A 23,339-nucleotide genomic window follows, 5' to 3' on the forward strand; every position below is an offset into this window, starting at 1 on the left:
CATGAAACTCGCCACCGTAATCCGTTTCCTCGTCACTGCCGCCGTCGTCGTGGTCGCGGCGCTGGTCGGCCACGCGCTGTGGAAGCACTACATGTATTCGCCGTGGACGCGCGACGGCCGCGTACGTGCCGAGATCGTGCGCATCGCGCCCGACGTGGCCGGCCTGGTCACCGATGTACGCGTCATCGACAACCAGACGGTTAAGAAGGGCGACCTGCTCTTCGTCGTCGACAAGGCGCGCTACCTCAATGCGCTGAACCAGGCCAAGGCCAACCTGCATGCGGCCGAGGCCGCGGCACGCGCATCGGGCGCCAACATCAACGCCGCCTTCGCCAGCGCGCAGCAAAGCCGCTCGAACTACGAGATGTACGAGGCGCAGTCCGATCGCCGGCAGAAGCTCATCAACAATGTCATCTCGGCGGAAGACAAGGCCAACGCGCTGGCGGCGGCCAATGCCGCGAAGGCCGGCTGGCAGGCCGCGCAGGCGAGCACGAAGCAGGCCTCGGCATCGCAGGAGCAGGCGCTGGCCGCCGTGGCGCAGGCGGAGGTGGAAGTGGCCTCCGCACAGCTCAACCTCGACCGCACCGACGTGCGCGCGCCGGTCGATGGCTACGTCACCAACCTCGATGTCCGCGTCGGTGATTACGCCAGCGCGGGCACCGCGCGCCTCGCGCTCATCGACAGCCACTCGTACTGGGTGTACGGCTACTTCGAGGAAACCAAGCTGCCGGGCCTGCGCATCGGCGACCCGGTGGATATCCGGCTCATGAGCGGCGGCGCGCGCCTGCAAGGCCACGTGGAAAGCATTGCCCGCGGCATCACCGACGCCGACAACCCGACAGGCAGCGACCTGCTCGCCGACGTGAACCCCACATTCAACTGGGTGCGCCTGGCCCGGCGCGTGCCGGTACGCGTCCGTATCGACGCCGACCACCTGCCGCAAGGCACGATGCTGGCAGCCGGTATGACCGCCACGCTCATCGTGCGGCCGTCGCACCCCGAGCAGGCCGTAGCCTCGCGTTGACTGCCCTAATGTAGGAGCCCACTCGTGGGCGACATCCTTTCTCGGAAGAGCCCGAGGGCCTGTTGCGTTGTCGCGAAAGATGTCGCCCACAAGTGGGCTCCTACAGGAAGGCTCAGCCGGCCAGGCGCTTCAGGCGCAGCTGCAGCCACTTGTCCACGTCGGGCCATTCGGTGGCGAGGATGCTGTAGCAGACCGTATCGCGCAGCGAGCCATCCTCCCGGCGCTTGTGCGCCCGGAGCACGCCCTCGCGCTTCGCGCCCAGGCGCTCGATGGCGCGCTGGGAATCCTGGTTGTAGGCGTCGGTGTGGAATTCGACGGCCACCACGCCCAGGTTCTGGAAGGCGTTGTCGAGCAGCAGGTGCTTGCAGGCGGAATTGAGGTGGCTGCGCTGCCAGCGCTTCGCGTACCAGGTGTAGCCGATGGCGACGCGGTGGGGATCGGGCGTGATGTCGTAATAGCGCGTGGTGCCGACGATATCGCCGCTGGTGTTCTCCCGCACCACCCAGGGCGCCATGCGGCCCTCGGCCTGGCCGCGCAGCGCCTTTTCCACATAGGCGGCCATGCTGCCGGGGCGGGGCACGCTGGTGAACCACAGGTCCCATAGATCGCCGTCCGCGGCGGCCTGCTCAAGGGCGGGCACGTGGGCCAGGGCCATGGGCTCGAGGGTCACCCAGGCGTTTTCGAGGCGATCGGCCATGCACGGGGCTCCTTCAGGCGTCCAGGTCGGGGATGAGGCGGCTTTCGATGCGGCTGATGGCGTCTTTCAGCTGCAGCTTCCGTTTCTTCAACCGGGTGAGCTGCAGCTCGTCGCGGCTGATGGCCTGGGCCAGGTGGTCGATGGCGGTGTCGAGGTCGCGGTGCTCCACCTTGAGCTCCGCGAGGCGCTGGGACAGCTGGGTCGGATCCTGAACCTGCATGGCGACGGGCCGGCGGGGAGGGAAGCGGCAAGTTTACCCTCCGGCGGGGCGGCCCGCAGCGGCTACAATAGGAGGCTCGCCCCTTGGCCACCCCCGAAACACCATGTCCGCGACCCCCGACGCCACCCGCAAGCACACCTACGAGGCCGGCAAGCTGGCCAAGCGCCTGCGCCGCCAGGTGGGCCAGGCCATTGCCGACTTCGGCATGATCGAAGACGGCGACAAGGTCATGGTGTGCCTCTCGGGTGGCAAGGATTCCTACACCATGCTCGATATCCTGCTCTCGCTGCAGGCCAAGGCGCCCGTGCGCTTCGAGCTCATCGCGGTGAACCTCGACCAGAAGCAGCCGGATTTCCCCGGGCACGTGCTGCCGGGGTACCTCACCGGGCGCGGTATCCCGTTCCACATCATCGAGCAGGACACCTACAGCGTCGTCACCCGCGTCATCCCGCAGGGCAAGACCATGTGCAGCCTGTGCTCGCGCATGCGCCGCGGCGCGCTATACCAGTGGGCGGCCGGGAACGGCATCACGAAGATCGCCCTTGGCCACCACCGCGACGACATCCTGGGTACGTTCTTCCTCAACATGTTCTACCAGGGCAGCCTGAAAGCCATGCCGCCCAAGTTGCGCTCCGACGACGGCAAGCACGTCGTCATCCGCCCGCTGGCGTACTGCCGCGAGGACGACATCGCCGAGTACGCCGACGCGAAGGCCTTCCCCATCATCCCCTGCAACCTCTGCGGCTCGCAGGAGAACATGCAGCGCAAGGTGGTGAAGCGCATGCTGGCCGATTGGGAGAAAGCCCACCCGGGCCGCAGCGAAACGATGTTCCGCGCCATGGGCAACATCGCCCCCTCCCAGCTGATGGATCGCAACCTGTTCGACTTCGCGGGCCTTGGCGCACGCGAGGGCGCGGTACGCGCCGACGCGCATGCGTGGCTTGGTGGCAGCGACACCGCCGACGACAACGATTGACCCTTTCCCTTCCACCGCTTCAAGGCCAGACGATCATGACCCTGTTCTCCGCTGTCGAACTCGCCCCGCGCGATCCGATCCTTGGCCTCAACGAAGCCTTCGGCGCCGATACGCGCGCTGACAAGGTGAACCTCGGCGTGGGCGTCTATTACGACGCGAAAGGCCACGTGCCCCTGCTGCGCGCCGTGCGCGAGGCCGAGAAGGCACGCCTCGAAGCCCAGCTGCCGCGCGGCTACCTGCCCATCGACGGCATCGCGCTGTACGACAGCGCCGTACAGAAGCTGCTGTTCGGCGCATCGTCGCCGCTGCTAGCCGAGCGCCGCGTCGTCACGGCGCAGGCCCTCGGCGGCACCGGCGCGCTGAAAGTCGGCGCTGATTTCCTCAAGCGCCTCAACCCCGACGTGCCGGTGGCCATCAGCAACCCGAGCTGGGAGAACCACCGCGCCCTGTTCGAGAACGCCGGCTTCAACGTCGTCGATTACCCGTACTACGACGCCGCCACGCACGGCGTGGACGACGAAGGCATGCTGGCCGGCCTGGCCAAGCTGCCGAAGGGCGCCGTGGTGGTGCTGCACGCGTGCTGCCACAACCCCACCGGCGTCGACCTCGGCGAGGCCGAATGGAAGCGCGTCATCGAGGTGGTGCGCGAGCACGGCCTGGTGCCGTTCCTCGACATCGCCTACCAGGGCTTCGGCGATGGCATCGGGGCCGATGCGGTCGCCGTGCGCCTGTTCGCGCAGGCCGACGTGCCGTTCTTCGTCGCCAGCTCGTTCTCGAAGTCGTTCTCGCTGTACGGCGAACGCGTCGGTGCATTGTCCATCGTCACCGGCTCGCATGACGAGGCCGTTCGCGTGCAATCCCAGCTGAAGCGCGTCATCCGCACCAATTACTCCAACCCGCCGACGCATGGCGCCGCCGTGGTCTCCGCCGTGCTCAACCACGACGACCTGCGCGCCACGTGGGAAACCGAACTGGGCGAGATGCGCGAGCGTATCCGTGCCATGCGCCGCGGCCTCGTGCAGCGCCTGGCGGGGGCCGGCGATTTCGGCTTCATCGAACGCCAGCGCGGCATGTTCTCGTACTCCGGCCTCACCAGCGCGCAGGTCGACCGGCTGCGCGAAGAGTTCGGCATCTACGCCGTCGGCACGGGCCGCATCTGCGTGGCCGCGCTCAACGACACCAATATCGATCGCGTCGCCGAGGCGATCACGAAGGTCGTCTGACCTTCCATCCACTTATCACGAGAAGCCCTGATACATGTTCTTTCGCAACCTGACGCTGTTCCGTTTCTCCGAATCCGTCGCCACCGATCTCGACCGCCTGGACGAAGCCCTGCCCGAACACCGCCTGCGCCCGGTCGGCCCCATGGAGCTTTCCGCCCGCGGCTTCGTTTCGCCGCTGGGCCGCAATGAAGAAGGCCTCACCCATAGCGTGGCCCGCAACACGATGGTCACCGTGGGCAGCGAAGATAAGCTCCTGCCGTCCTCGGTCATCAACGACGAGGTGGCCAACCGCGTGCAGAAGATCGCCGAGGAAGAAGGCCGCAAGGTCGGCGGCCGCGAGCGCAAGAAGATCAAGGACGACGTGCTGAACGAACTGGTGCCGCGTGCCTTCGTGCGCAGCTCGCGCATGCGGGCCTATGCGGACAAGAAGAACGGCTGGTTCATCCTGGATACGTCCAGTCGCAAGTCCGCTGAGAACACCCTCAGCCAGGTCCGCGAGGCCCTGGGCAGCTTCCCGGCCGTGCCACTGGCGCCGGAAGAATCGCCCCGCATCCTCATGACCCACTGGGTGGCCACGGGCGAGTTGCCGGGGGGGCTGGCCTTGGGCGACGAGTGCGAGCTGCGTGACCCGGCCACGGCCTCGGGCGCCATCGCCCGCTGCCGCCGCCAGGATCTCGATACCGATGAGATCCGGGAGCACCTCCGCACCGGCAAGCAGGTGTTCCAGCTTGGTTTGGTCTTCGACGACCGCATCTCTTTCGTACTAGGCGAAGACCTCATCCTGCGTAAAATCAAGTTCACGGACGTGGTGCTCGACGAACAGGCCGATAGCCACGAGAGCGCCGCCGCCGAGCTGGACGCCAACTTCGCCCTCATGGCCCTCGAGTACGAGCGCCTGCTGGGCAAACTTGGCGAATGGTTCAAGCTGCCGCGCCCGGAGTAACCGGCCGGGCCGGTCGCAGTGGTTGATACAGCAGGGTGGGATGTTTGTCGGGATCGCTCCGGGACTGGCAACATGGCATCAGAACAAGGCGACTGGCTCGAACTGTCGACCCCGACCGGGGGCACCATCCGCGTGCTCAAGTCGGCGCACCCGCGTGCGCGCCGGCTGCGTCTCACCGTCACGCCCAAGGGGGCGCGGCTCACGTACCCCAACGGCACGCACGTGGCGCAGATGACCGCCTTCCTGCGCCACCACGCCGACTGGCTCGAGCAGAAGCTCGGCGAGTTCCACATGGACGCCGAGCCGCTGCCGGGCCTCAAGGTCGGCGTGCCCACGTCGTTCCCCTTCCGCGGCGAAGAAACCACCCTGCACTGGGCCGAAGGGCCCTACCCACGGGTGCAGCACGACGAGAACGGCATCACCCTTGTCATCCCGGGCCCGCACCACCGCGAGTTGCTGGTGGCGCGTGGTTTGCTGGCCACGTTCTTCGAGGCGCAGATCCGCCGCGACGTCTCGCGCTGGCTGCCGGGGTACATCCCGCAGATCAATGCCGCGCCCACCGCGTTGCGCATCAGGCCGCTGAAAAGCCTGTGGGGCAGCCTCGACACGCGCGACCGCATCAACCTCGACCTGGCCCTCGCGCTGGCGCCGCCCGCGGCGCTTCGCTATGTGCTGGTACACGAGCTGTGCCACCTCAAGGTACGTAACCACTCGCCGCGCTTCTGGCACTGGGTCGAAAGCATCCTGCCCGAGCACAAGGCGCAGCGTACTTGGCTGCGCGCGCACGGCAGCGGCCTGAAGGCGCAGCTCGACCGGCTCATCGCCGACGTGGCTGACTAAAAAGCACCCCACCATGAACCTGTGGGAGCGCGCTTGCGCGCGATCGCGTGCAAGCGCGCTCCCACATCGGGTAGCAGGCGCGAACGCCTACATCGGCGTTTCGACGACCCGGAACTCGCCGGGCGCGAGGACAAGCGGCTGCCCCGGCGGCGTGCGCAGGATGAAGTCGGGGCCGCTGCTGCCCAGTGCCGTCACCAGGTCGACAGGCCCCGCGCCCGACATACGCGCGGCGACGATGTCGCGCACGGCAAGCTCCACGGCGAAGTCGTGCGGGGATGACGGCGCGCCCGGCGGCACCGCGGTGAGCCGGATCCCCACGACATCCCTTGCCTGGTAGGCGGTGCCCATCGCCGCCCACTCGCCACCACTGGCGGTTGCCGCATGCGCGAAGGCATCGGCGTGGATGCGGCGGTCGCCGTGGAACCAGAGGCGTTGCGGCAGGTCGGCGGAAGAGACGCGCCGCAGGTGCCCTGGCAACGCCGGGCCGGTACCGGCGAGGGTGTGCACGGCCTGCTCCGCCCGCACCATGGCGTCGCGAAACGCCGAGCGCTGCGCTTCGCTGACGCCAGCGGCGGCCGCCGCGGGCAGCCCGCGCACCTCGCGGAACATGGCAGCCACGACCAAGTCGCGCTCCGCCGCGTCGGGGAACGCGTGGGCAAGCTGCGCGACGTACTCGCTGCGGAAGTCGTCGCTGGCGTTGCTGCCGTACCTGGCACGCGGCGGTGCCTGCCTGCCCAGCCGCCACAGCCCTTGCTGCAGCCGGATCGTGGGGCCGGCCACGTCACCACCCGCCGGCACGCTGCCAAGCCGCACGGCACGCCGCGGGGCGTCGTAGTACGCCTTGTAGAGCTGCCCGCCGACGGCGGCATACTGCTGCCCGTCGATACGGTAAAGGCCGTGCGCATCCGGCACGCCCGCAGGGGCGGGGCCGCTGGCCGGGTACCGCGAGGGCATGGGCTGGTCGCCACGGCGCAGCACGCGATCCACCGTGGCACCCCGTGCCGTGCGGAACCCCAGCGTGGCGAGTGCGGTGCCGCTCGCGAGGGCCGTCGCGCCAGCGGCGTGCGCGGCGATGGCGGCGACATAGGCCTCGGTCGCATCCACGAAAGCGCGCCCGAAATCGCCCGCACGCACGGCGTCGTAGGCACGCCAGCCGGCGGGCGCCACCCGGAACGGCGCCGTCACCGTGGCCACGACGGCGTGCGCGGGCAGCGCCTGCGCGGGATTGCGATGCCACAGGTCGACCAGGTAGCCCCAGCCGGCGTCGGCGGTGCTGCGCGACACCTCGCGCACCTGGCGCAGCGAGTGCTCGACGTGGGTGTCGTAGAGCGCGCCCGCGATATCACCGGCGATGGGCCGGGGCTCGAACGGCCCGGCGGTTTGCGTGTAGCCCGGCGGAAGATTGCCGCCGAACACCCATTGCACCCCCCGGCTCGCCTTGAACTGGCGGGCGCCGCCCACCCCGGCGAGCTCGCTGAACGCCGCGGGCAACCGGTCGAGCAGGTATTCGCGGAAGGCGGGCTGGCGGTAGAACAGGCGCTCGGCCTCGTCGCGGCCAGCGAACTGCCGGAAGGCGACGCCATCGGGGGCGCCCGGGGTGTACAGCACGAAGCGAGCCTGCCCGGTGGCGCGGAACTCGACGATGTCGCGGATCGTCGTATCGAGGTAGCCCACGGCGCTCACCTCAATGGCCGCGCCGTTGGGCAAGGTGCGCGCGCCGGCGGTTGCATCCAGCGCCGCCACCACCCATGCCAGGCCCTGCCTGCCCAGGCCGAGATGCGCCGCGCCGGCGTGCTCGTCGCGGAGCGTGGCGACAAGGGCGTCGGTGGCCTCATGGCGCGCGCGTGCCGCCCACCCCGTGGCGAACAGCGAGCGACGCAGCGGCGCGAGCGGGCCCTCCTGCAGTTCGCGGCGCAACAGCGCCTGGAACCGCGTGTGCACATCCAGGCGGTTGAGCATGCCGCGGATGACCTTGTCGTTCAGGGGCGCAATGGCGTCGCCGCGCTTGCCGCTGGCCGTGAACAGCCCACCCCCGGCCGGCGGGACGTTGCGGAGGGCCAGGTCGAGCAGCGGCGCATGCAAGGGTTCGGGCCCGGTGAACAGCGAGGTGAACGACTCGAACCAGGCCGCGACATCGGTGCCACGATGCAGCGTGATCGTGATATCGGCCGGGTCGTCGTCGATGCCAAGGCCGGTGAGCACCGTGCGCAATTGCCGCATCGTGTAGTCGTGCAGGCCGCCCGGCGGCGCGATGCCGGCCTCGCCTTCGCGCGCCGCGATGGCCTGCATGCCCTCGGCGTAATCGCGGCGTGCCTGCCGCCACTGGGCGGCCACGTCGGCCGGCACGGTGGCCAGGCGCTCGTCGGCCAGCGCCATGCGCAGCCGGGCGTCGCGTACCTCGAGGATGCTGGCAACGTCGAACGCGTCCGCCAGGCGCAGGGCGTCGCGCAGCGCATCGGCGAGGTGCTGGTGGCGCCCGGGCACGCCAGGCCCGAGCGAGAACTCGGCCCAAGCGGCATCCATTTTCTCGCGCTGCGCGCGGATGATGCCATCGACCAGCGTGTCGAACAGGCGCCCTTGCAGCGGACGGGAGGCGACGATGGGCCCCTCGCCTGCACCGCCCAGCCGCGTGTGCGCCACGCCCGGCAGGTCGGTGCGCGACGCCAGGGCGCGGCGTGCGTGCGCCTCGATGGCCTGCAGGGCGGCCGCCGCCGTATCGTGGGTGTCCCACCCGCGCGCAGGCAGGAAGGAGATGACCTTGCCGGCGGGGCGCGTGTCGGCCGCGAGGAACGCGCCAGCGTACGGCGCGCCACCGACCGTGACCTCGTGCAGCGCCACGTGTGGCAGCACCATGCCATGCACCGTGGCGATGCCGATGGCGGCGGCGCAGGTATCGTCAGGCAGGCTACCGTCGAAACCCCGAAGCAGCGCGATATCGCCCATGGCGGCGGCGAGGCGCGCCTTGAAGGGTTCGCGTCGCGACGCCCACCATGCGTCCACGTCGCCGGCGAAGGCGGCGAGCGATGCGTTGTCGGGTTGTAACGGCGGGGTGGGGAGGCTGGCTTGCTGCGCATGCAGCCAGCGTTCCATGTCGATGAGGCGGGTGGCGGCGTCGACGGCATCCTGGTCGACCGCGCGCACGACCGCGGGCGGCGGCGGGGGTAGTGCATCCATGCAGGGGCTCGCGTAGTGAACGAGCGCCTACCTTAGGCCCGCGAGGGCAAGGGTGTCTGTAGGGGAAACCCCCGGCGTAGCCGGAGGTTTTACCTACTCAGTGGGCCAGCGCAAACCCCGTGATGATGCGTGCTGTCTCGTCCGGCTTCTCGAGCATGGGCATGTGGTTGCACCCGTTGAGCGTGGTCGCGCCGATGGAAGAGGTGTTCTTCAGGCCCTCGCGCAACGTATCGAGCGCCGACGCATCGATGATCTTGTCATCGTGGCACCAGATGCCGAGCACCGGCATGGTCAGCTTGCCCAGGATCGGGTCGAGCGCGTAGGCCTGTTCCGGTTGTTTCAGCTCCGCGAAGGTGCGTTCGATGAAGGCGCGGTCGGTCTTGTTGCGATCGACCAAAGCATCTTCGATGCGCCCCGGCAGGTGCGGCGGCTTGGTGAAGATGCGGGCGAGCAGGGCCTCGAGGCCTTCGCGGTTGTCGAACAGGAACGGATTCTTGCCGGCCTTCACGTCACGGACGAAGTCGTTTTCCTTGAAGGTGAGGCCCAGCGAGCTCACCAGCGCCAGCGCGGCGACGCGGTCGGGGTGGTCCGCCGCGTAGACGCCGGCGATGGCGCCACCCATCGACTGGCCCACCAGCAGGAAATGCTGGGGTGCCACCGCGGTGGCGAACGCATCCAGCCGTGCCGCCTGCGCGGGCACGCCGTAGTCGCCGCTGTCGTTGCGCGACGATTCGCCCCAGCCCGGCAGGTCGGGGGCGATGACGCGGAAGTGGTCGGTGAGGCCCTTCGCCGTTTCCAGCCAGGTTTCCTTGTTGGCCGCGAAACCGTGCAGCAGCACGATGGTCGGGCCCTGGCCACCTTCGTAGTACGACCACGTGGTGTCACCCGCCACCACCGTCTTTTTTTCGACGTGTGCCTGCATGGCCATGCGCGCCGCATCCGCCTTCAACAGCAGCTGCGGTGCGAACAGGTAGACACCGCCCGCGGCGGCACCGAGCACCACCGCCACGATGACGAGGAACTTCAGGCGACGAAGCAGCAGGCGTTGCCATAGCGGGCGAACCGGCGTGGCGCCGATGGGCGCGGGAGTCTTCGCCATGTCACTTCTTCTTCGACTTGCCGGCGAGGATGCTTTCCACCGCCTGCTGGGTCATCGGGTGGTAGCCAGCCTTCGCCTTGGCGTAGGCCTGCTTCGCGTAGGCCAGGCCCTCGGGCGTGCGGGCGAATGCACGGTATACCGGCGTGGTGAGGTAGAGGCGGCCGATGCGCGTCATGTGCTCGGCGGCGGCCGTCCACACGTCCTTGTCGCCCGCGGCGATGGCGTGCGCATACCAGCGCATGCCGATCTCGGCGTTGGGCGTGCCCGTGAGGTGCCACGCGGCGTCGATGGCCTTGATCTTGTCGAGCGGGGCGACGTCGGGCAGGCGATCGAGGAAGTACATCCACTCCTGCGTGTTCCAGCCCTTCGCGTCGATCTTCGCGGCATCGAGCTTGCCGGCCAGGAAAGCGGTGCGCTGCTGGTCGATGCTGTCGAAGCGTGGCGAGGTGGGCAGCGGCGCATCCTTGGGGATGCCCGGCTGCCAGATCCATGCACGGGCCTCGGCCTCGCTCATCTTGCCCGGGTACTTATCGAGCAGGTTGGCCTTGAGGTACGCGAACATCGTGTCGGTGTCGATGCTCTGGAAGGCGAAGTGCGCGAAGTAGCCCTTCAGGTACGCATCGAACGTTTCGCGGCCGAAGCGCTGCTCCAGCGTACGCAGGAACCACGAGCCCTTGTCGTACGCCACCGAGGACAGCGAATCGTCGGCACCCACGCCGCGCGGATCGGGCGTGAGCTTCTGCGTATTGGCCGGCATGTCGCCGATGGTCTTCTCCAGCTCACGGGCCGAGAGCAGTGCCTCCTCGTCGGCCAGCGCCTTACCGTACACGGCCTCGGTGATGCGGCCCTGCACGTAGGTGGTGAAACCCTCGTTCAGCCAGATATCGCGCCATGCGGCGCTGGTGACGAGGTTGCCCGACCACGAGTGGGCAAGCTCGTGCGAGACCAGCGACACCAGGCTCTTGTCGCCCACCAGCACGGTGGGCGTCGCGAACGTCATGTTCGGGTTTTCCATGCCGCCGAAGGGGAACGATGGCGGTAGCACCAGGATGTCGTAACGGCCCCACGCATAGGGGCCGTAGAGCTGCTCGGTGGTGGCGATGAGCTTCTCGGTATCCTCGAATTCGTGCGCGGCCTTGCCGACCACGCTGGGCTCCGCGTAGACGGCGCTGCGCGGGCCGGTTTCCTTCACCGCGATATCGCCCGCGGCGATGGCCAGCAGGTACGAGGGGATGGGGTGCGGCTGGTCGAACTTGAAATCACCATCCAGCGGGTGCTTCGCGTCGTTGATGGCGCTCATCACCACGCGGACATCCTTCGGCGCGGTGACGTGCGCATCGTAGGTGAAGCGGATGGCCGGCGAATCCTGCAGCGGCACCCACGAGCGCGCATGGATGGATTCGGACTGCGAGAACATGAACGGCTGCTTCTTGTCCGCGGTTTGCTCCGGCGTGAGCCACTGCAGGCCCGACGCCGCCGGCACCGTGGTGTACGTGATGCGGACGCTGGCCGGGTGCGCCGGCGCGGCGATGGTGAGTTTCGAGCCCAGTTCCTTGTCGCGGGCCGCGAGCGTGTACGTGAGCGGGGTGGCCTTGCCGCTGGCGTCGATGGCGTCGACATGGGCGATCTTCAGGTCGCGCGTGTCGAGGACGAGCGCCTTGGCGCCGGCATCCTTCCAGTCGAGCTTGAGCGTGGCGTCGCCCGCCAGCTCGCGCTTCGCGAAATCCACCTTCAGGGCGAGGTCGAGGTGCGTGACCTTGACGACGTCGGGCTGGGCGTAGGAGTGCGGATCGGCGGCGAAGGCCATGCCGGGGAAGGCGATCGCGAGGGCTGCGTAGGGGAGCAGGCGCATGGAACGGTTCCAGGGGACGAAAGGGAACAGTATGCCACCGCCACGCCAGGGGGTGCCCCGCGGCACCCCCTGGCGCGCCGTCAGCGGGCCGCCGGCAGGGAATACACGTAATCGCCCGGCATGAGCGACAACGGCCGCAGGCCGCGCGGATCGAGGTCGGTGGGCGCCGGGCGGAGGACGAAGGCCGGGCTATCGGCGGGGCCGACACGGTACAGGTCGAAGGCCGGGCGCCCCGCGGCGGTGGCCTGGCCCCGCAGCCGGCGCAGGTCGACGCGAACCGACGTGAGCAACTGCCCCAGCTGCAGGCCCTCGCGAGCCACGCCATACCACCGCGGCACCACCTGCATGCTCGGCGTGGCCGGCGCATAGCTGACCAAAGGCACCCCGACGATCTGTTCGCTGGCGCGGAGCTGGGGTAGGTGCACCACGGCATGGTACGGCGGCATGTCGCCGCGGATATCGGTGTAGTACCAAAGCTCGGCCGGCCACTCGTCGGCACGCAGGCGTTGCATGCCGTCGATGCGCCGGGCGGAAAGGTCGATGGGCGTGGCGGCCGGGCCCATGTTGACGGGCACCGCCGGGTTCGAGCGTGCGATGCGCAGGGCTTCATCCCAGTGCGCGCGTTCGGCCACGGTCAGCGTCCCGGCGCCCCGCCCGTCCCGCGCGCGCATGGCGCGCACGATGCGCTCCGCATGGTGGCCCGCCCGGCTGCGCAGCTCGATCCACAGGCTGCGCAACTGCCCGCCCGACAATGCGTTGATCTCCGGGTTGTAGAGGCTGGGGTCGCGCATCAGCGAGATGAGCTCGCGCGGCGGCCGCCCGGGCGGATAGGGGCCGGCACGCCGCCCGTGCGGCTGGCCGCGGCCGCTGCCGCCGAGCAGGCCCACGCGCCGGTAGGTCCAGCCCCCGCCAGCCGTCCGCTCGATGGCGGGGCCGGTAAACACGCTGTCGGGCGCGCCGAGGCGGTTGAGCCGCCAGCCACCGATGTTTTTGTCGAAACGCACGCGATAAAGCAGCCCGGCGTGTTCGATGAAAGGCTCGCCACCGATATGCAGGATGCCGTCTTCCACCCGGGTCGCGTCGCGGGCGCGCACGCCGCGCACCACGAAGCGCTGCTCGAAGAGCGCCTGCGCCGGTGCACGGGCGGTGCCGCGGACAAGGCGCGGCGAACCGCGGCTGGCGCGAAGCCACGCCACGCGCGCCGACGCGGCGCCCGCGGAGGGCCCCGGCGCGATGGCCAGGAAGGCCTTGTAACCGTCCACGAAAGCGAAGAAGGCCTCGGTGCCATCCCCCGCCTTCACGGCATCGTAGAACCGCCATGCCTGGCCGAGCATGGCGGGGATGGCGGTCACCACCTCCCGCGCCATCGTGGCACCGAGTTCGCCCGCCGGGTGCACGGCCGACGTGATGAGGCGCGCCATGGCCATCGCGCGCCCGCGATCCACCGCCTCGGTGGAGCGGGTGAGCCAGCGCGCGTTGCGGGCGAGCAACTGCCGCCCCGTGGTGTCGAGCGTGGCGAACACATCGCCCGTGATGGCCCGCTCGCCAAACACCTCGTCGGTGCGCGTACCCTGCAGGCCGCCCTGGTTGAACACCCACGTTGCCAGTCGCGTGCCCGTGGTGTCGAAGCGTGGGTTGCCCTGCGCATCGGTGAGCGCGAGGTCGAGCGGGATCCGCTGCAGCAGGTAGGACTCGAACGCGCTGGCATGGAGGAACTCCGCCGCCATCTGCGCCCGGCTTTCGAACTCGCGCAGCTCCTTGCCATCCGGCGCGCCGGGAGTCCACGCGACGATGCGCGGTGCGGAGCCGGGTGTCGCCACGCCGATCACCAGCACGTCGGCCAGCACGGCGCCACGGTAGGTCACCTGGTGCGCCACGATGGCATGCCCGCCTACCGTCGGGCGCGACGCGGGTGTTGGCGAGGCCAGCACCGCATCCACCATGCGGTAGCCACGTTCGTCGCGGTCGTCGATGAACGCGTGCGGTTCGCCCGGCACGTAATACGCCGTGCGGGCATCCTCGGCGGCGAAGCGAAGGGCCGCGCGGCCGAGGCCGCCGTGCGAGGTCGCGCCGTGGGCGTCGAGGTAGGCGGGGTAGCGCTCGTGCAGGTTCAGCGCGCGCACCATCGATGCCACGGCGCTGGGCGAAAGGGGCGCCGACAGGGGCACGCCACCGGGCCCTCGCACCCGGACCACTTCCGTCGTGGCGTTGGTGTACGCCAGCTGCAGCAGGTTGGCGGGGTGCTCGCGGGTAGCGGCGGCCGGCTGCCAGAGGTAGCCCAGGATGGACGACGGAGGCGTCGTATCGCGGACGACCAGCTCGATGTCGTCGACAGCTTCGCTGAGGCCGCGTGCCTGCAGCCGCTGCTGTAGCGCCGCGCGGGCGAAGGCATCCAGCGAGGCCGGGAACGGCGCGTGGCCATCGGCCATGGCTTGCTCGATCCCCGTGACCTCGGCCTGATAGGCGTGGAACGCGACCCGCCACGCGTCGGCGACGCCCGACGGTAGCTGGGCGAGGCGGCCTGCGTGCACCTCGTCGAAGAGAAGCCGGTCGCGCCGTGCGAGGATGCGCGTCACATCGATGGCATGGTGCAGGCCCACCGCATCACGGAGCGCATCGCCGAGCCCCGTGGCAGTGAGCAGGCCGTCGTTGAAGTACTGCCATGCCGCGGCCGCCCTCGCGCGCTGCACGCCGATGATGTCGGCGGCCAGCGTGCCGAGCACGTCGCCGCTGGCCGGGTCGGTGTCGACGACGCCACCCGCGACGGCGGCACGCACGGCGTCGGCGGCCATGCCGGGCAGTTCGTCGCCATGGGCGGCCTGCTCGCGGAAACGCCGCGCCACCACGGCATGAAGCTGCGCCAGCGACGGGAACGCCTCCCAGCCGGCGTCGGGCAGGAAGAGCCACGCCGGGCCGTCGCCCGCCGCCGCGTGCAGTGCGATGGCGCCCGCGTAGCGCGTGCCGCCGAAACGAACGAACGACGCCTGCGTGCCGCTGGCCGCGCCGCCCGCCGCCAGCCACGCACGGATGGTGTCGGCCGCCGCGACACCCAGGGTGCCATCGAGGCGGCGCAACGCGGCTTCGTCTTTCATCACGGCGCCGAGCACGGCGGCCAGCGCCTGGGTGCGCGGCGTGGCCACGATGCCGGGCCCCGCGTCGACGGGGGCGGCCATGGCGGCGTCGAACGCGGCGAGAAACGCGGCTTCCTGCCCGGCGGCGGGCGCGTCGGGCGGCTGGGGCATGGCGCCGTGCTGCGCGAGCAGCCATGCCTCGTGGTCGGTGAGGCGGCGCAGCGCGGCGGTGGCCGCGGCTTCCTGCGGCGAAACCTGGGCAGGCGGGGCCTGCGGCGGGAGCATATCCAAGGTGCCATCCTTTGGCGGTGGAGGAGCCGCCAAAGTACGAAGTTGCACCCGCTTTTGCTGTAGGCGGCGGCCCGAATCGTTGTGGGCGCAGACCTACATGCTAGCCGTGGGGTGCTAGAGCTTGTAGCCGCGGTGGATGGCGACGATGCCGTTGGTGAGGTTGCGCACTTCGACATGGCCAAAGCCGGCGGCGAGCATCATGTCTTTCAGCGTGCCCTGGTCGGGGTGCTTGCGGATGGATTCCGCCAGGTAGCGGTAGCTGTCGCTGTCGTTGGCGAACAGCTTGCCCAGCCGCGGCAGGATCTGGAACGAGTGCACGTCGTACAGCTTCGAGAGCAGGGGGCTTTGCACCTTCGAGAACTCGAGCACCAGCAAGCGGCCGCCCGGCTTGAGGATGCGCTGCATGTCGGCAAGCGCCTTGTCCTTGTCGGTGACATTGCGCAGGCCGAACGCGATGGTGACGGCGTCGAAGCTGTTGTCGGGGAACGGCAGCGCCTCGGCATTCATCTGCGCCCAGCGCAGGCCCGCCACGAGGCCGCGATCGGTAAGGCGGTCGCGACCCACGCCCAGCATGGCGGCGTTGATATCGCCCACCACCACCTCGCCTTCATCGCCCACCACCGGCTTGAGCAGCGCGGCGATATCGCCCGTGCCGCCCGCCAGGTCGAGCACGCGATCGCCGCGGCGCACGCCGCTGACGGCCACGAAATGGCGCTTCCATAGCCGGTGCACGCCGAACGACATGAGGTCGTTCATGAGGTCGTAATTGCGGGCCACGGACGTGAAGACCTGGCCGACGAGCTTCTGCTTGTCGCCGACCGGCACGTCGCGGAAGCCGAAATGAGTGGTGGATTCGTTCGCCATCGGGCGATGGTAGCCGGATCAGGCGGGGGGTGCGAGCCGGCTAGCGTGGCGGGGCGGGCCGCTGGCCCACCCCAAACATGCCCGGATGCAGGACGATCTCGCCCAGGGATACATCGACCCGGGGTGAGACGTCGCTGGCGGGCGGGCGCGGCGGGGGTGCCGACGGCAGGATCACATAGGTTTCGTGGCCCCGGTTGGTGACGCTGTACACGTTGTAGCGGTACCGCCCGTCGGGCCACATTTCGTCGCGTAGCCGATGCAACTGGATCTCCACGTGCACGGCGCGCATGTCAGCCATTTCGCTGGGCGACATGAACCGGGTGAGCAGGTCGCCGCGCATCACCCGCGCGATGACGTCGTCGGACCGCTCCGGCCCCAGCGTGGTGGTGTACAGGCCGGCGGGCCCCCGGTTGGGGTCTGCGCGGGATTGCCACAGGCTAAGCCGCGAGCCGCGAAACACCGCGTAGCGGTTCGCGCGCGTGTAATGGTAGACACGCGCAGGCCATTGGCTGCGTTCGATCGGCTGCAGGTGCCACCCCGCGACCGGGTCGGGCGCGGCCGCCGGCCAACGCGCGCGCTGCCCGGCCAGCACCGCCGCCTGCCATGCGCCGCGGTCGGCCTCGCTGAGTTGGCCGCCCGTGCGCACCTGCTCGATGATGCGCTTCGCGGAACGATCGGAATGCTGGCTGGCGCGGAGCGTGCTCGCGACATGATGCAGTTGCACGCCGTCCAGCGATTGCAGTTCGGCCATCTCTCGCCGGTAACCGTCGAGGAAGTCGAGGACCCCGACGCCGACATCGGCCACCCTGGGGTTCGCGGGCGCGCCACCCGCCAGGCCCACGCGGGCCATGTGCCAGCCCCCCTCGCCGTAGGCCACGGGTGGCCCGTACCGCGACGGGTCGCCGTTCGGTGCCATGAGGCGCCAGGGCCCCTGGGCGTCGGGCCGGTGCACCCGGTACATGCTACCGTCGCGGGCGATATACGTGCCCGTGGTGGCGCCCGCATCGAGCCGGTGGATGCCATCGGGCCCGGGCGGGTGCGCCGGTACGCCCACCTTGCGTGCCAGGTACGCCGCGTCGAAGGGCCGGGCCGCGAAAGGCACGGGCACCTCCACGGCGCGCCCCGCATCCGCCGCCGCCCGTGCCACCGTCACCACCCGCGCCGGCCGGCCGGGCCTCGCCGTGCGTGCGAACGCCGGCAGGGTGGCCCGCCGTGCCCGCAGTGCGGGCGCGACGACGTCGAGGGCGCCGACATAGGCGCCCGTGGCATGGACGAAGGCCGCGCGGTAATCGCCGGCACGGATGGCTTCCTCCGCCTGCCATGCCGCGATCGCGGGGGCGCCCAGGACGGCGGTGGCGGCGCGCGCGACGCCTTCCAGCGTGAGCTCCGGCAGCCACGGCAAGACATCGGCGTCCTGGGCCGTGCGGCTTCCGGCCACGGCATGCCTGGCCAGCAGGTGCATGCCCGCATCGTAGTTCGCCGCGAAGATGTCGCCCGCGATATCGACGGACGCGAAGCGCTCGCCCGGGCGCGAGCCGTCGCCCCCCATCGAAAAAACGAACTGGGCCGTCCGCGTGCCGTAATCGATGCGGAAGCGGCCGCCGTCGCCATCCTCCGCGGGCAGGCGTTCGAGCAACCAGGACTCGAACATGCGGTTTTGGAAGAAGGCGCGCGCTGCTTCCGCCTGGTCGGCGTACTCGCGCACGGCGCGGCCGTCGGGCGCATCGGGCGTGTACAGCACGATGCGTGGCACGGCGTTCTTCTGCGCCACCGAGACCATGAGCAGGTCGCGCACGGGCGTGCCCTTGTAGGTGACCTGGCTGGCGACCACCTCGTGCCCTTCGACCTGGGCACGCCCCGCCGCCACGGGCGAATCCAGCACGGCGCGCAGCCACGCGTAGCCACGGAACGCGTGGTCGTCGATGAAGCCCGGCGGCATGGCCGGCACGAAGTAACCAAGGCGCGCCGTTTCGGCAGCAAGGGCCATCCGCGCGGCGAACAGCCCCATGGCTTCGGCTTTGGCAACGGCACCGGATGGCGACGTCGACAGCACCTCGGTGACATAGCCGCGGTAGCCGTTGGGTGCATCGAGCCCGCGGACCATCGCCCGCAGCGAGGCCGAGTCGAGGGCAAGCCGCCGCGTGCCATCGCGCAGCGCGTATTCATAGCCGTCGTAGGCGCCGATGTTGGCCATCGCGAGCTCGACAAGCCCCGTGTCGTCGATGTGCGCGGCGTGCGTCAGTGGCGGGCCACCCTCGATACCGTCGGTGTCCGGCAACGCAAGCACGCGGTGGCGCTCGACGACGAGCCGGGCCGGGTCGCTGTCGATGCCATGGGCGCGCAGGCGTTGGCCAAGCGCCGCGCGCAGCCATGCGTCGAACGGCAGCCGCCGCCCCGCCGCGGGCCGCCCGGGGCCCTCCGCGAGCCGCAGCGCGTAATCGCCCGCGGCGCGCCGCCAGTCGGCGGCGACGGCCGCCGGCGCCTGCGCCAGGCGATCGCGCAGCAGGCGGTCAACGAGCCGTTGCTCGCGGTGATCGAGCAGGGCAGCGATATCGAAGAGCGTATCGAGCCGCAGCGCGGCGCTGATCGCATCCCCGGCCTGCCCGGCGGGGGATGCTTGCCACGCATGCGCGACAGCGCGCGCCTGCAGGGTGGTGACACCGTGCGCGAGCATCGCGAGGGCCTCGCCCTGGATGGGGCGCAGCAGCACGGGAGCAGGATGGAAACCCGCATCGCCCGCGGCGAGGCCCGGCGGCAGGCGGTCGATGGCAAACCAGCGCTGCGCCCAATCAGCGACATGCGTGGCGGCGTCGTCCATGGTGGCGAAGACGAGCCAGCCCTGCGCCGGCGTAAAGAGCAGAACATGGCCTGGCCACTCGTCGTCGGTGATGGCCACGACACCGGCCAGCGCGTGGCCGCCAATGATGGGCTGGTGCGCGTGGATGCCGGTGCCCATGGGGTCGCGGACGAACCGGCGCACGGCATGCACCGCGTCGCGCGCCAGCGTACCGTCGAGCGCCTGCAGCGCGGCCTCGTCGCGCATCAGCTGGCCGATGCGGCGTGCGAGCACGGCGTGGCGCGGCTGTGGCGTCGTGCCGGGGCCAGCATCGACGGGCGTGCGCCACCAGCGGCCCATGGCGTCGGCAAAGGCGGCCGCCTCACCGGGGGCAGGCTGCGCGGCGAAAGGGGGCAGGCCCTGCTGCAGCTCGCCGAGCCAGGCGTCGAAGCCGGCGATGCGGGCGATGGCGGCGATGGCCGCCTGTTCGGCCGGCTGGGTGTGGGCGGGCGGTGCCTGCGGGGGTGCCTGTTCCATGGCGATACCTTGGCGAACGAATGTGTCCGCCAAGGCTAACGGGGGCTAAGCCAGGCCACTGTAGGTGTCGGCACCTATCGCGTGTAGGCGTATTCCTGCATGCGTGTCAGTGCTGGCCGTGGTGCCGCTCGTGCTCGTTCGCCACGTGGCGTTCGTGCAGCGATTCGGCGCTGGTCTCGCCCGGGTCGTCCGGAGGCCGTGCGTCGAGGTCGCGGTCGTTGTCGCCACCCGGCGTGATCTTCAGGATCGAGTGGCGTACCTCGCGGGCGAGGATGACCCGCGCATCGCGCACCATGTCTTCCAGCGCGTCGCTGAAATCGAGCTTGCCGGCGTCATCGGTCCATACGACCCTGGCCTCGCGCAGCTTCTGGATGAAGCCGCGGAACAGGGCCTTGTCGAAGAACTCCGGCGCCGAGAGCTCGTTGAGCAGGCCGAGGCGTTGCGCGGTAAGCGTGCAGGTGGTTTCGAGTTCGCCGGCCGACAAGGTGTGCGGGCCGTTCTTCACCAGTGCCGCAATGGCGATGTAATACCGCTCGAACGCCTGCAGCATGCTGCGCGCGATGACGCGAAGCTGGTAGGCCCCGTCATCCTGGCCCGGGCCGCGCTCGAGCACGCGGCCCTCGGACGAGGCCTCGAGGATGCCGCGGCCGACGAAGAACTCGATGGTGTCGTGCACCTGTTTCGCGAAGCCTTCCTCGTCCCACGGCAGGAACAGTTCGCCCTGGATGAATGGGTAGATGAGCTTGCCAAGCCGCGCCACCGATGAGCGCGACATGCGCCGGTTGTTGAGGAAGCACGCGGCCACCCATGCGGCGACCGCGTTGAGGTGCAGCACGTTGTTGCGGAAATACGAGAGCAGCACCGCCTGCTCGCCCTCGGTGACGAGCACGTCGCCCAGGGGGTGGCGGACGCGGCGGATCCAGCCCATCTGCTCGCCATACGCGATGATGCCCTGCGGGTTCATGGCGGTGATAGTGACGCGATCGGAGTAGGGCAGCTCCTGGAAGAGCGCCTTGGTGAGTTCGAGTTGCGCCAGCAGGTCGTTTTCCGCCATGGCGTGCTTGGGCGTGGCGAGCAACGCCAGCGCCAGCAGGTTGATGGGGTTCACGTCGGCCGCGCGGTTGATGTTCACCTGGATCTGTTCGGCCAGGCCATCGACCACGCTGTTGAGCCACTCGGGTTTGCTATCCGGCTCGGCCGTGGTCTCGCGCCAATCGGGCGCGGCGCCGTCGAGCAGCGGGGTAAGGCGGATCGGCTCGCCGAAGTTCAGCGTGACGTGGCCATAGCGCTGGCGCAGCACCTTGAGGCCGCGGATGAGGCCGAGCAGCGATTCCTTCTCCTTCGCCTTGCCCGATAGTTCACCGACATACGACTTGCCCTCCATGAGCTTTTCGTAGCCGATGTACACGGGCTGGAACAGCACGGGGCGGCGCGGTGCGCGGAGGAACGCGCGCACGGTCATCACCAGCATGCCGGCGCGCGGCGCCAGCAAGCGGCCCGTGCGCGAGCGGCCGCCTTCGATGAAGTATTCGAGCGGTACGCCGCGGTCGACCAGCTGCGCGAGGTACTCGTTGAACACCACCGAGTACAACGCGTTGCCCTTGAAGCTGCGGCGCAGGAAGAACGCGCCGCCGCGGCGGAGGATGGGGCCGACCACCGGCAGGTTGAGGTTCACGCCGGCCGCGATGTGCGGGGGCACCACGCCCGAGTGGTGCAGCTGGTACGACAGGAGCAGGTAATCGGTGTGGCTGCGGTGGCACGGCACGTAGACCACTTCGTGGCCCGGCGCCTCGGCGCGCACCTTGTCGAAGTGGTGCATGGCGATGCCGTCGTACAGCTTGTTCCAGAAGTTGGAGAGCAGGAACGACGTGGAGCGCACCACGGGGTGGGAATAATCCGCCGCGATTTCCAGGGCGGCGTCGCGTGCGCGGCGCGCGGCCTTGGCTTGGGTGATGTTTTCCTTGCTGGCCGTGGCGGCGATGGCATCGCGCACCGGCTGCGCGTTCAGCACCGCGTCGACCACCGTGCGCCGGTGCGACAGATCGGGGCCGATTACCGCGGCACGGATGCGGCGGAAGTGCGTGCGCAGCACGCGGGCGATCTTGCGGGTGAGGCGCTCGTTGGTGAGGCCCTGCGATTCGGTCAGCACGGTGCGCAGCGACACCGGCTCGGAGAAGTGCACCACGGTATCGCGGCCATTGAGCAGCAGGGCCAGCATGCGGCGGAAGCGGCCCACGACGAGCCAGTTCTCGGCGAACAGCACGCTGAACCAGCCGCTTTCGCGGTTGGGGGCGCGGCCGACGTAGATCGAGACAGGGATGACCTGGATATCGCGCTGGGGGTCGTCCTCGATGGCGCGGATGAGCTGGCCGATGGGTTCCTTCGGCCCGCGTGCGTCGGTGCGGCCGAACAGCCAGCCGTGCCGCCGGCTGAGCGAAAACACCGAACGCCGGCGGCGCCCGGGCAAGTCGAGCAGCTGCATGGGGCTGGGCAGGCCAGCCTCGCGGCAAGCGCGCTCGAGGATCAGGGCATCGGAGGTGCCGTCGCGCTCGATGGCGTAGCACACGGCGGCCCCGCTCTTGAGCAGCGCGGCGGGTTCGGCCGGGTCGCGCTTGATGCGCACCCAGGGCTCGAGCACGCGCCCCAGCAGCTTGAACCACCACGGGGAGCGGGCGACATGGACGTGCGGATCCGCACTCATGGGAATTTCGGACATCGTGGGATTGTAAGGCCTTAGCGGGGCTTCGCGGCCGCGACCGGCGCGCCCGGGTCGCGGTGCGGCGGGGCGGCGGTGGCCGCCGGTGCCGGCGCGGTGGCGGGCGCCGGCGGCGGGTTCAGCTTGAAGTGCTCATTGCGCACGCTCTGCAGCAGGTCGCTGTCGTACCAGCGGCCATCGAGCAGGACAAGCGTGGCATCGGTCTGGATCGGCTTGTCGAGCAGGGTGTAGGTGATTTTCACGTGGGCCGTGCCGCCGGTGTTCTCCAGCGTATCGATGCTGATGGACTCGAAACTCTTGTCCAGCGACAGGCCGTACACGTTCAGCAGGTTCTTTAGCCCCAGCCACAGCGCCGAGTACGTGGCCATCGACTGGGTGAAGTCCATGCCATGCAGTGCCTCGGGCGTGCTGAGATGGGCCTTGCGTGCCGTGTCGACGAGGATGCCGATGGCCTGCTTCGCCTTGTCCTGGTCGCCCCAGGCCACGCCCTGGGTCCAGGGGGCGATGGCGTTCACCGCTTCGCGCAGCTGGCGCTTTTGCGGGATGGTGAGGTCCTTCGCCTGGTCGATGGCGGTCAGCGCCATCGACTGGCCGACGCCCGAGATAAGCGGCATCTGGTCTTTGTAATCGCGGTCGAAGTGGATGAGCGTCGGCCGCAGGTCGGCGTAGAGCTTTTTCTCCGCGTCGGGCTCGGTCAGGCGCTTCACGCCGTTCTCGAACTTCGCGCGGTCGTCGTCATTGATGGGTTCGGCCGCCGCGTTACGCCTGGGCCAGTCGGCCTTCAACGTGGCGAAATCGGCCGGCGGCAGCGCGTGCTGCCAGAACATGTCGAACTTGCCGTCGCGGATCAGCTCGAGCGATTCACGCGCGGCATCTTCGGGCGAGCCACCGCCGGGCGTGCCAGCCGGTTCCTTGTGGCGGTTGCAACCCGCGACGAACGCCAGCGCCAGCATGAGCAGCCAGGCCTTCGGGGTGGTGCGGATCATGGGTGCGTCGTCCGTAAACGGCGGGGAAGCGAGATTACCGCATCCGCATA

The 23,339-nt window shown here is 69.7% G+C and carries 15 protein-coding genes; 5 read left to right on the forward strand and 10 right to left on the reverse strand.

The window, feature by feature from the left end:
• Position 1: 1 nt before the first annotated feature.
• Entirely contained in the window at positions 2–1,024 is a 1,023-nt protein-coding gene (locus VI08_RS08635) for a biotin/lipoyl-binding protein (RefSeq protein ID WP_045829154.1), read from the forward strand.
• A 112-nt stretch (positions 1,025–1,136) separates the two neighbouring features.
• Here VI08_RS08635 and VI08_RS08640 read toward each other — a convergent pair whose 3' ends face one another.
• Complete coding sequence (locus VI08_RS08640; RefSeq protein ID WP_045829155.1) at positions 1,137–1,721, reverse strand: GNAT family N-acetyltransferase; 585 nt, start codon at positions 1,719–1,721, stop codon at positions 1,137–1,139.
• Between the two features lie 13 nt (positions 1,722–1,734).
• Positions 1,735–1,941 carry a YdcH family protein gene (locus tag VI08_RS08645; protein WP_045829156.1) on the reverse strand — a complete coding sequence of 69 codons (207 nt, stop codon included), beginning with the start codon at positions 1,939–1,941 and terminating at the stop codon, positions 1,735–1,737.
• Between the two features lie 103 nt (positions 1,942–2,044).
• On the opposite strand from VI08_RS08645, the gene ttcA reads away from it, so the two are divergent.
• From ttcA to VI08_RS08665, 4 genes are all read left to right on the forward strand, one after another.
• A complete protein-coding gene (ttcA, locus tag VI08_RS08650; protein ID WP_045829157.1) occupies positions 2,045–2,917 on the forward strand; it encodes a tRNA 2-thiocytidine(32) synthetase TtcA in 873 nt (290 codons plus the stop codon).
• A gap of 35 nt (positions 2,918–2,952) precedes the next feature.
• On the forward strand, positions 2,953–4,140 hold the full coding sequence (locus VI08_RS08655) for an amino acid aminotransferase (protein WP_045829158.1): 1,188 nt from the start codon (positions 2,953–2,955) through the stop codon (positions 4,138–4,140).
• 34 nt (positions 4,141–4,174) lie between these two features.
• Entirely contained in the window at positions 4,175–5,083 is a 909-nt protein-coding gene (locus VI08_RS08660) for a recombination-associated protein RdgC (protein WP_045829159.1), read from the forward strand.
• A gap of 72 nt (positions 5,084–5,155) precedes the next feature.
• The gene (locus VI08_RS08665) at positions 5,156–5,923 is read left to right on the forward strand and encodes a M48 family metallopeptidase (RefSeq protein ID WP_045829160.1); all 768 of its coding nucleotides are present in this window, start codon (positions 5,156–5,158) and stop codon (positions 5,921–5,923) included.
• An 87-nt stretch (positions 5,924–6,010) separates the two neighbouring features.
• On the opposite strand, the gene VI08_RS08670 is transcribed toward VI08_RS08665, so the two are convergent.
• The 8 genes from VI08_RS08670 to VI08_RS08705 form a co-directional block, all read right to left on the reverse strand.
• Positions 6,011–9,097, reverse strand: coding sequence for a dermonecrotic toxin domain-containing protein (locus tag VI08_RS08670; protein WP_045829161.1), 3,087 nt, complete (start codon positions 9,095–9,097; stop codon positions 6,011–6,013).
• A gap of 97 nt (positions 9,098–9,194) precedes the next feature.
• On the reverse strand, positions 9,195–10,196 hold the full coding sequence (locus tag VI08_RS08675; RefSeq protein WP_084621380.1) for an alpha/beta fold hydrolase: 1,002 nt from the start codon (positions 10,194–10,196) through the stop codon (positions 9,195–9,197).
• Between the two features lies 1 nt (position 10,197).
• Entirely contained in the window at positions 10,198–12,048 is a 1,851-nt protein-coding gene (locus VI08_RS08680) for a M1 family metallopeptidase (protein ID WP_045829162.1), read from the reverse strand.
• An 80-nt stretch (positions 12,049–12,128) separates the two neighbouring features.
• Entirely contained in the window at positions 12,129–15,404 is a 3,276-nt protein-coding gene (locus tag VI08_RS08685; RefSeq protein ID WP_045829163.1) for a dermonecrotic toxin domain-containing protein, read from the reverse strand.
• Positions 15,405–15,524: 120 nt separating this feature from the next.
• The gene (gene ubiE, locus VI08_RS08690; RefSeq protein WP_045829164.1) at positions 15,525–16,274 is read right to left on the reverse strand and encodes a bifunctional demethylmenaquinone methyltransferase/2-methoxy-6-polyprenyl-1,4-benzoquinol methylase UbiE; all 750 of its coding nucleotides are present in this window, start codon (positions 16,272–16,274) and stop codon (positions 15,525–15,527) included.
• 40 nt (positions 16,275–16,314) lie between these two features.
• Positions 16,315–19,587 (reverse strand): DUF6543 domain-containing protein, encoded by a 3,273-nt coding sequence (locus tag VI08_RS08695; protein WP_045829165.1) that lies wholly within the window; start codon positions 19,585–19,587, stop codon positions 16,315–16,317.
• A gap of 106 nt (positions 19,588–19,693) precedes the next feature.
• A complete protein-coding gene (plsB, locus tag VI08_RS08700; protein WP_232309504.1) occupies positions 19,694–22,303 on the reverse strand; it encodes a glycerol-3-phosphate 1-O-acyltransferase PlsB in 2,610 nt (869 codons plus the stop codon).
• A gap of 17 nt (positions 22,304–22,320) precedes the next feature.
• Positions 22,321–23,289, reverse strand: coding sequence for a hypothetical protein (locus VI08_RS08705; RefSeq protein WP_045829167.1), 969 nt, complete (start codon positions 23,287–23,289; stop codon positions 22,321–22,323).
• Between the last annotated feature and the right edge of the window lie 50 nt (positions 23,290–23,339).

Origin of the sequence: Luteibacter yeojuensis (assembly GCF_000964085.1) — a bacterium.
GTDB classification, from domain to species: domain Bacteria; phylum Pseudomonadota; class Gammaproteobacteria; order Xanthomonadales; family Rhodanobacteraceae; genus Luteibacter; species Luteibacter yeojuensis_A.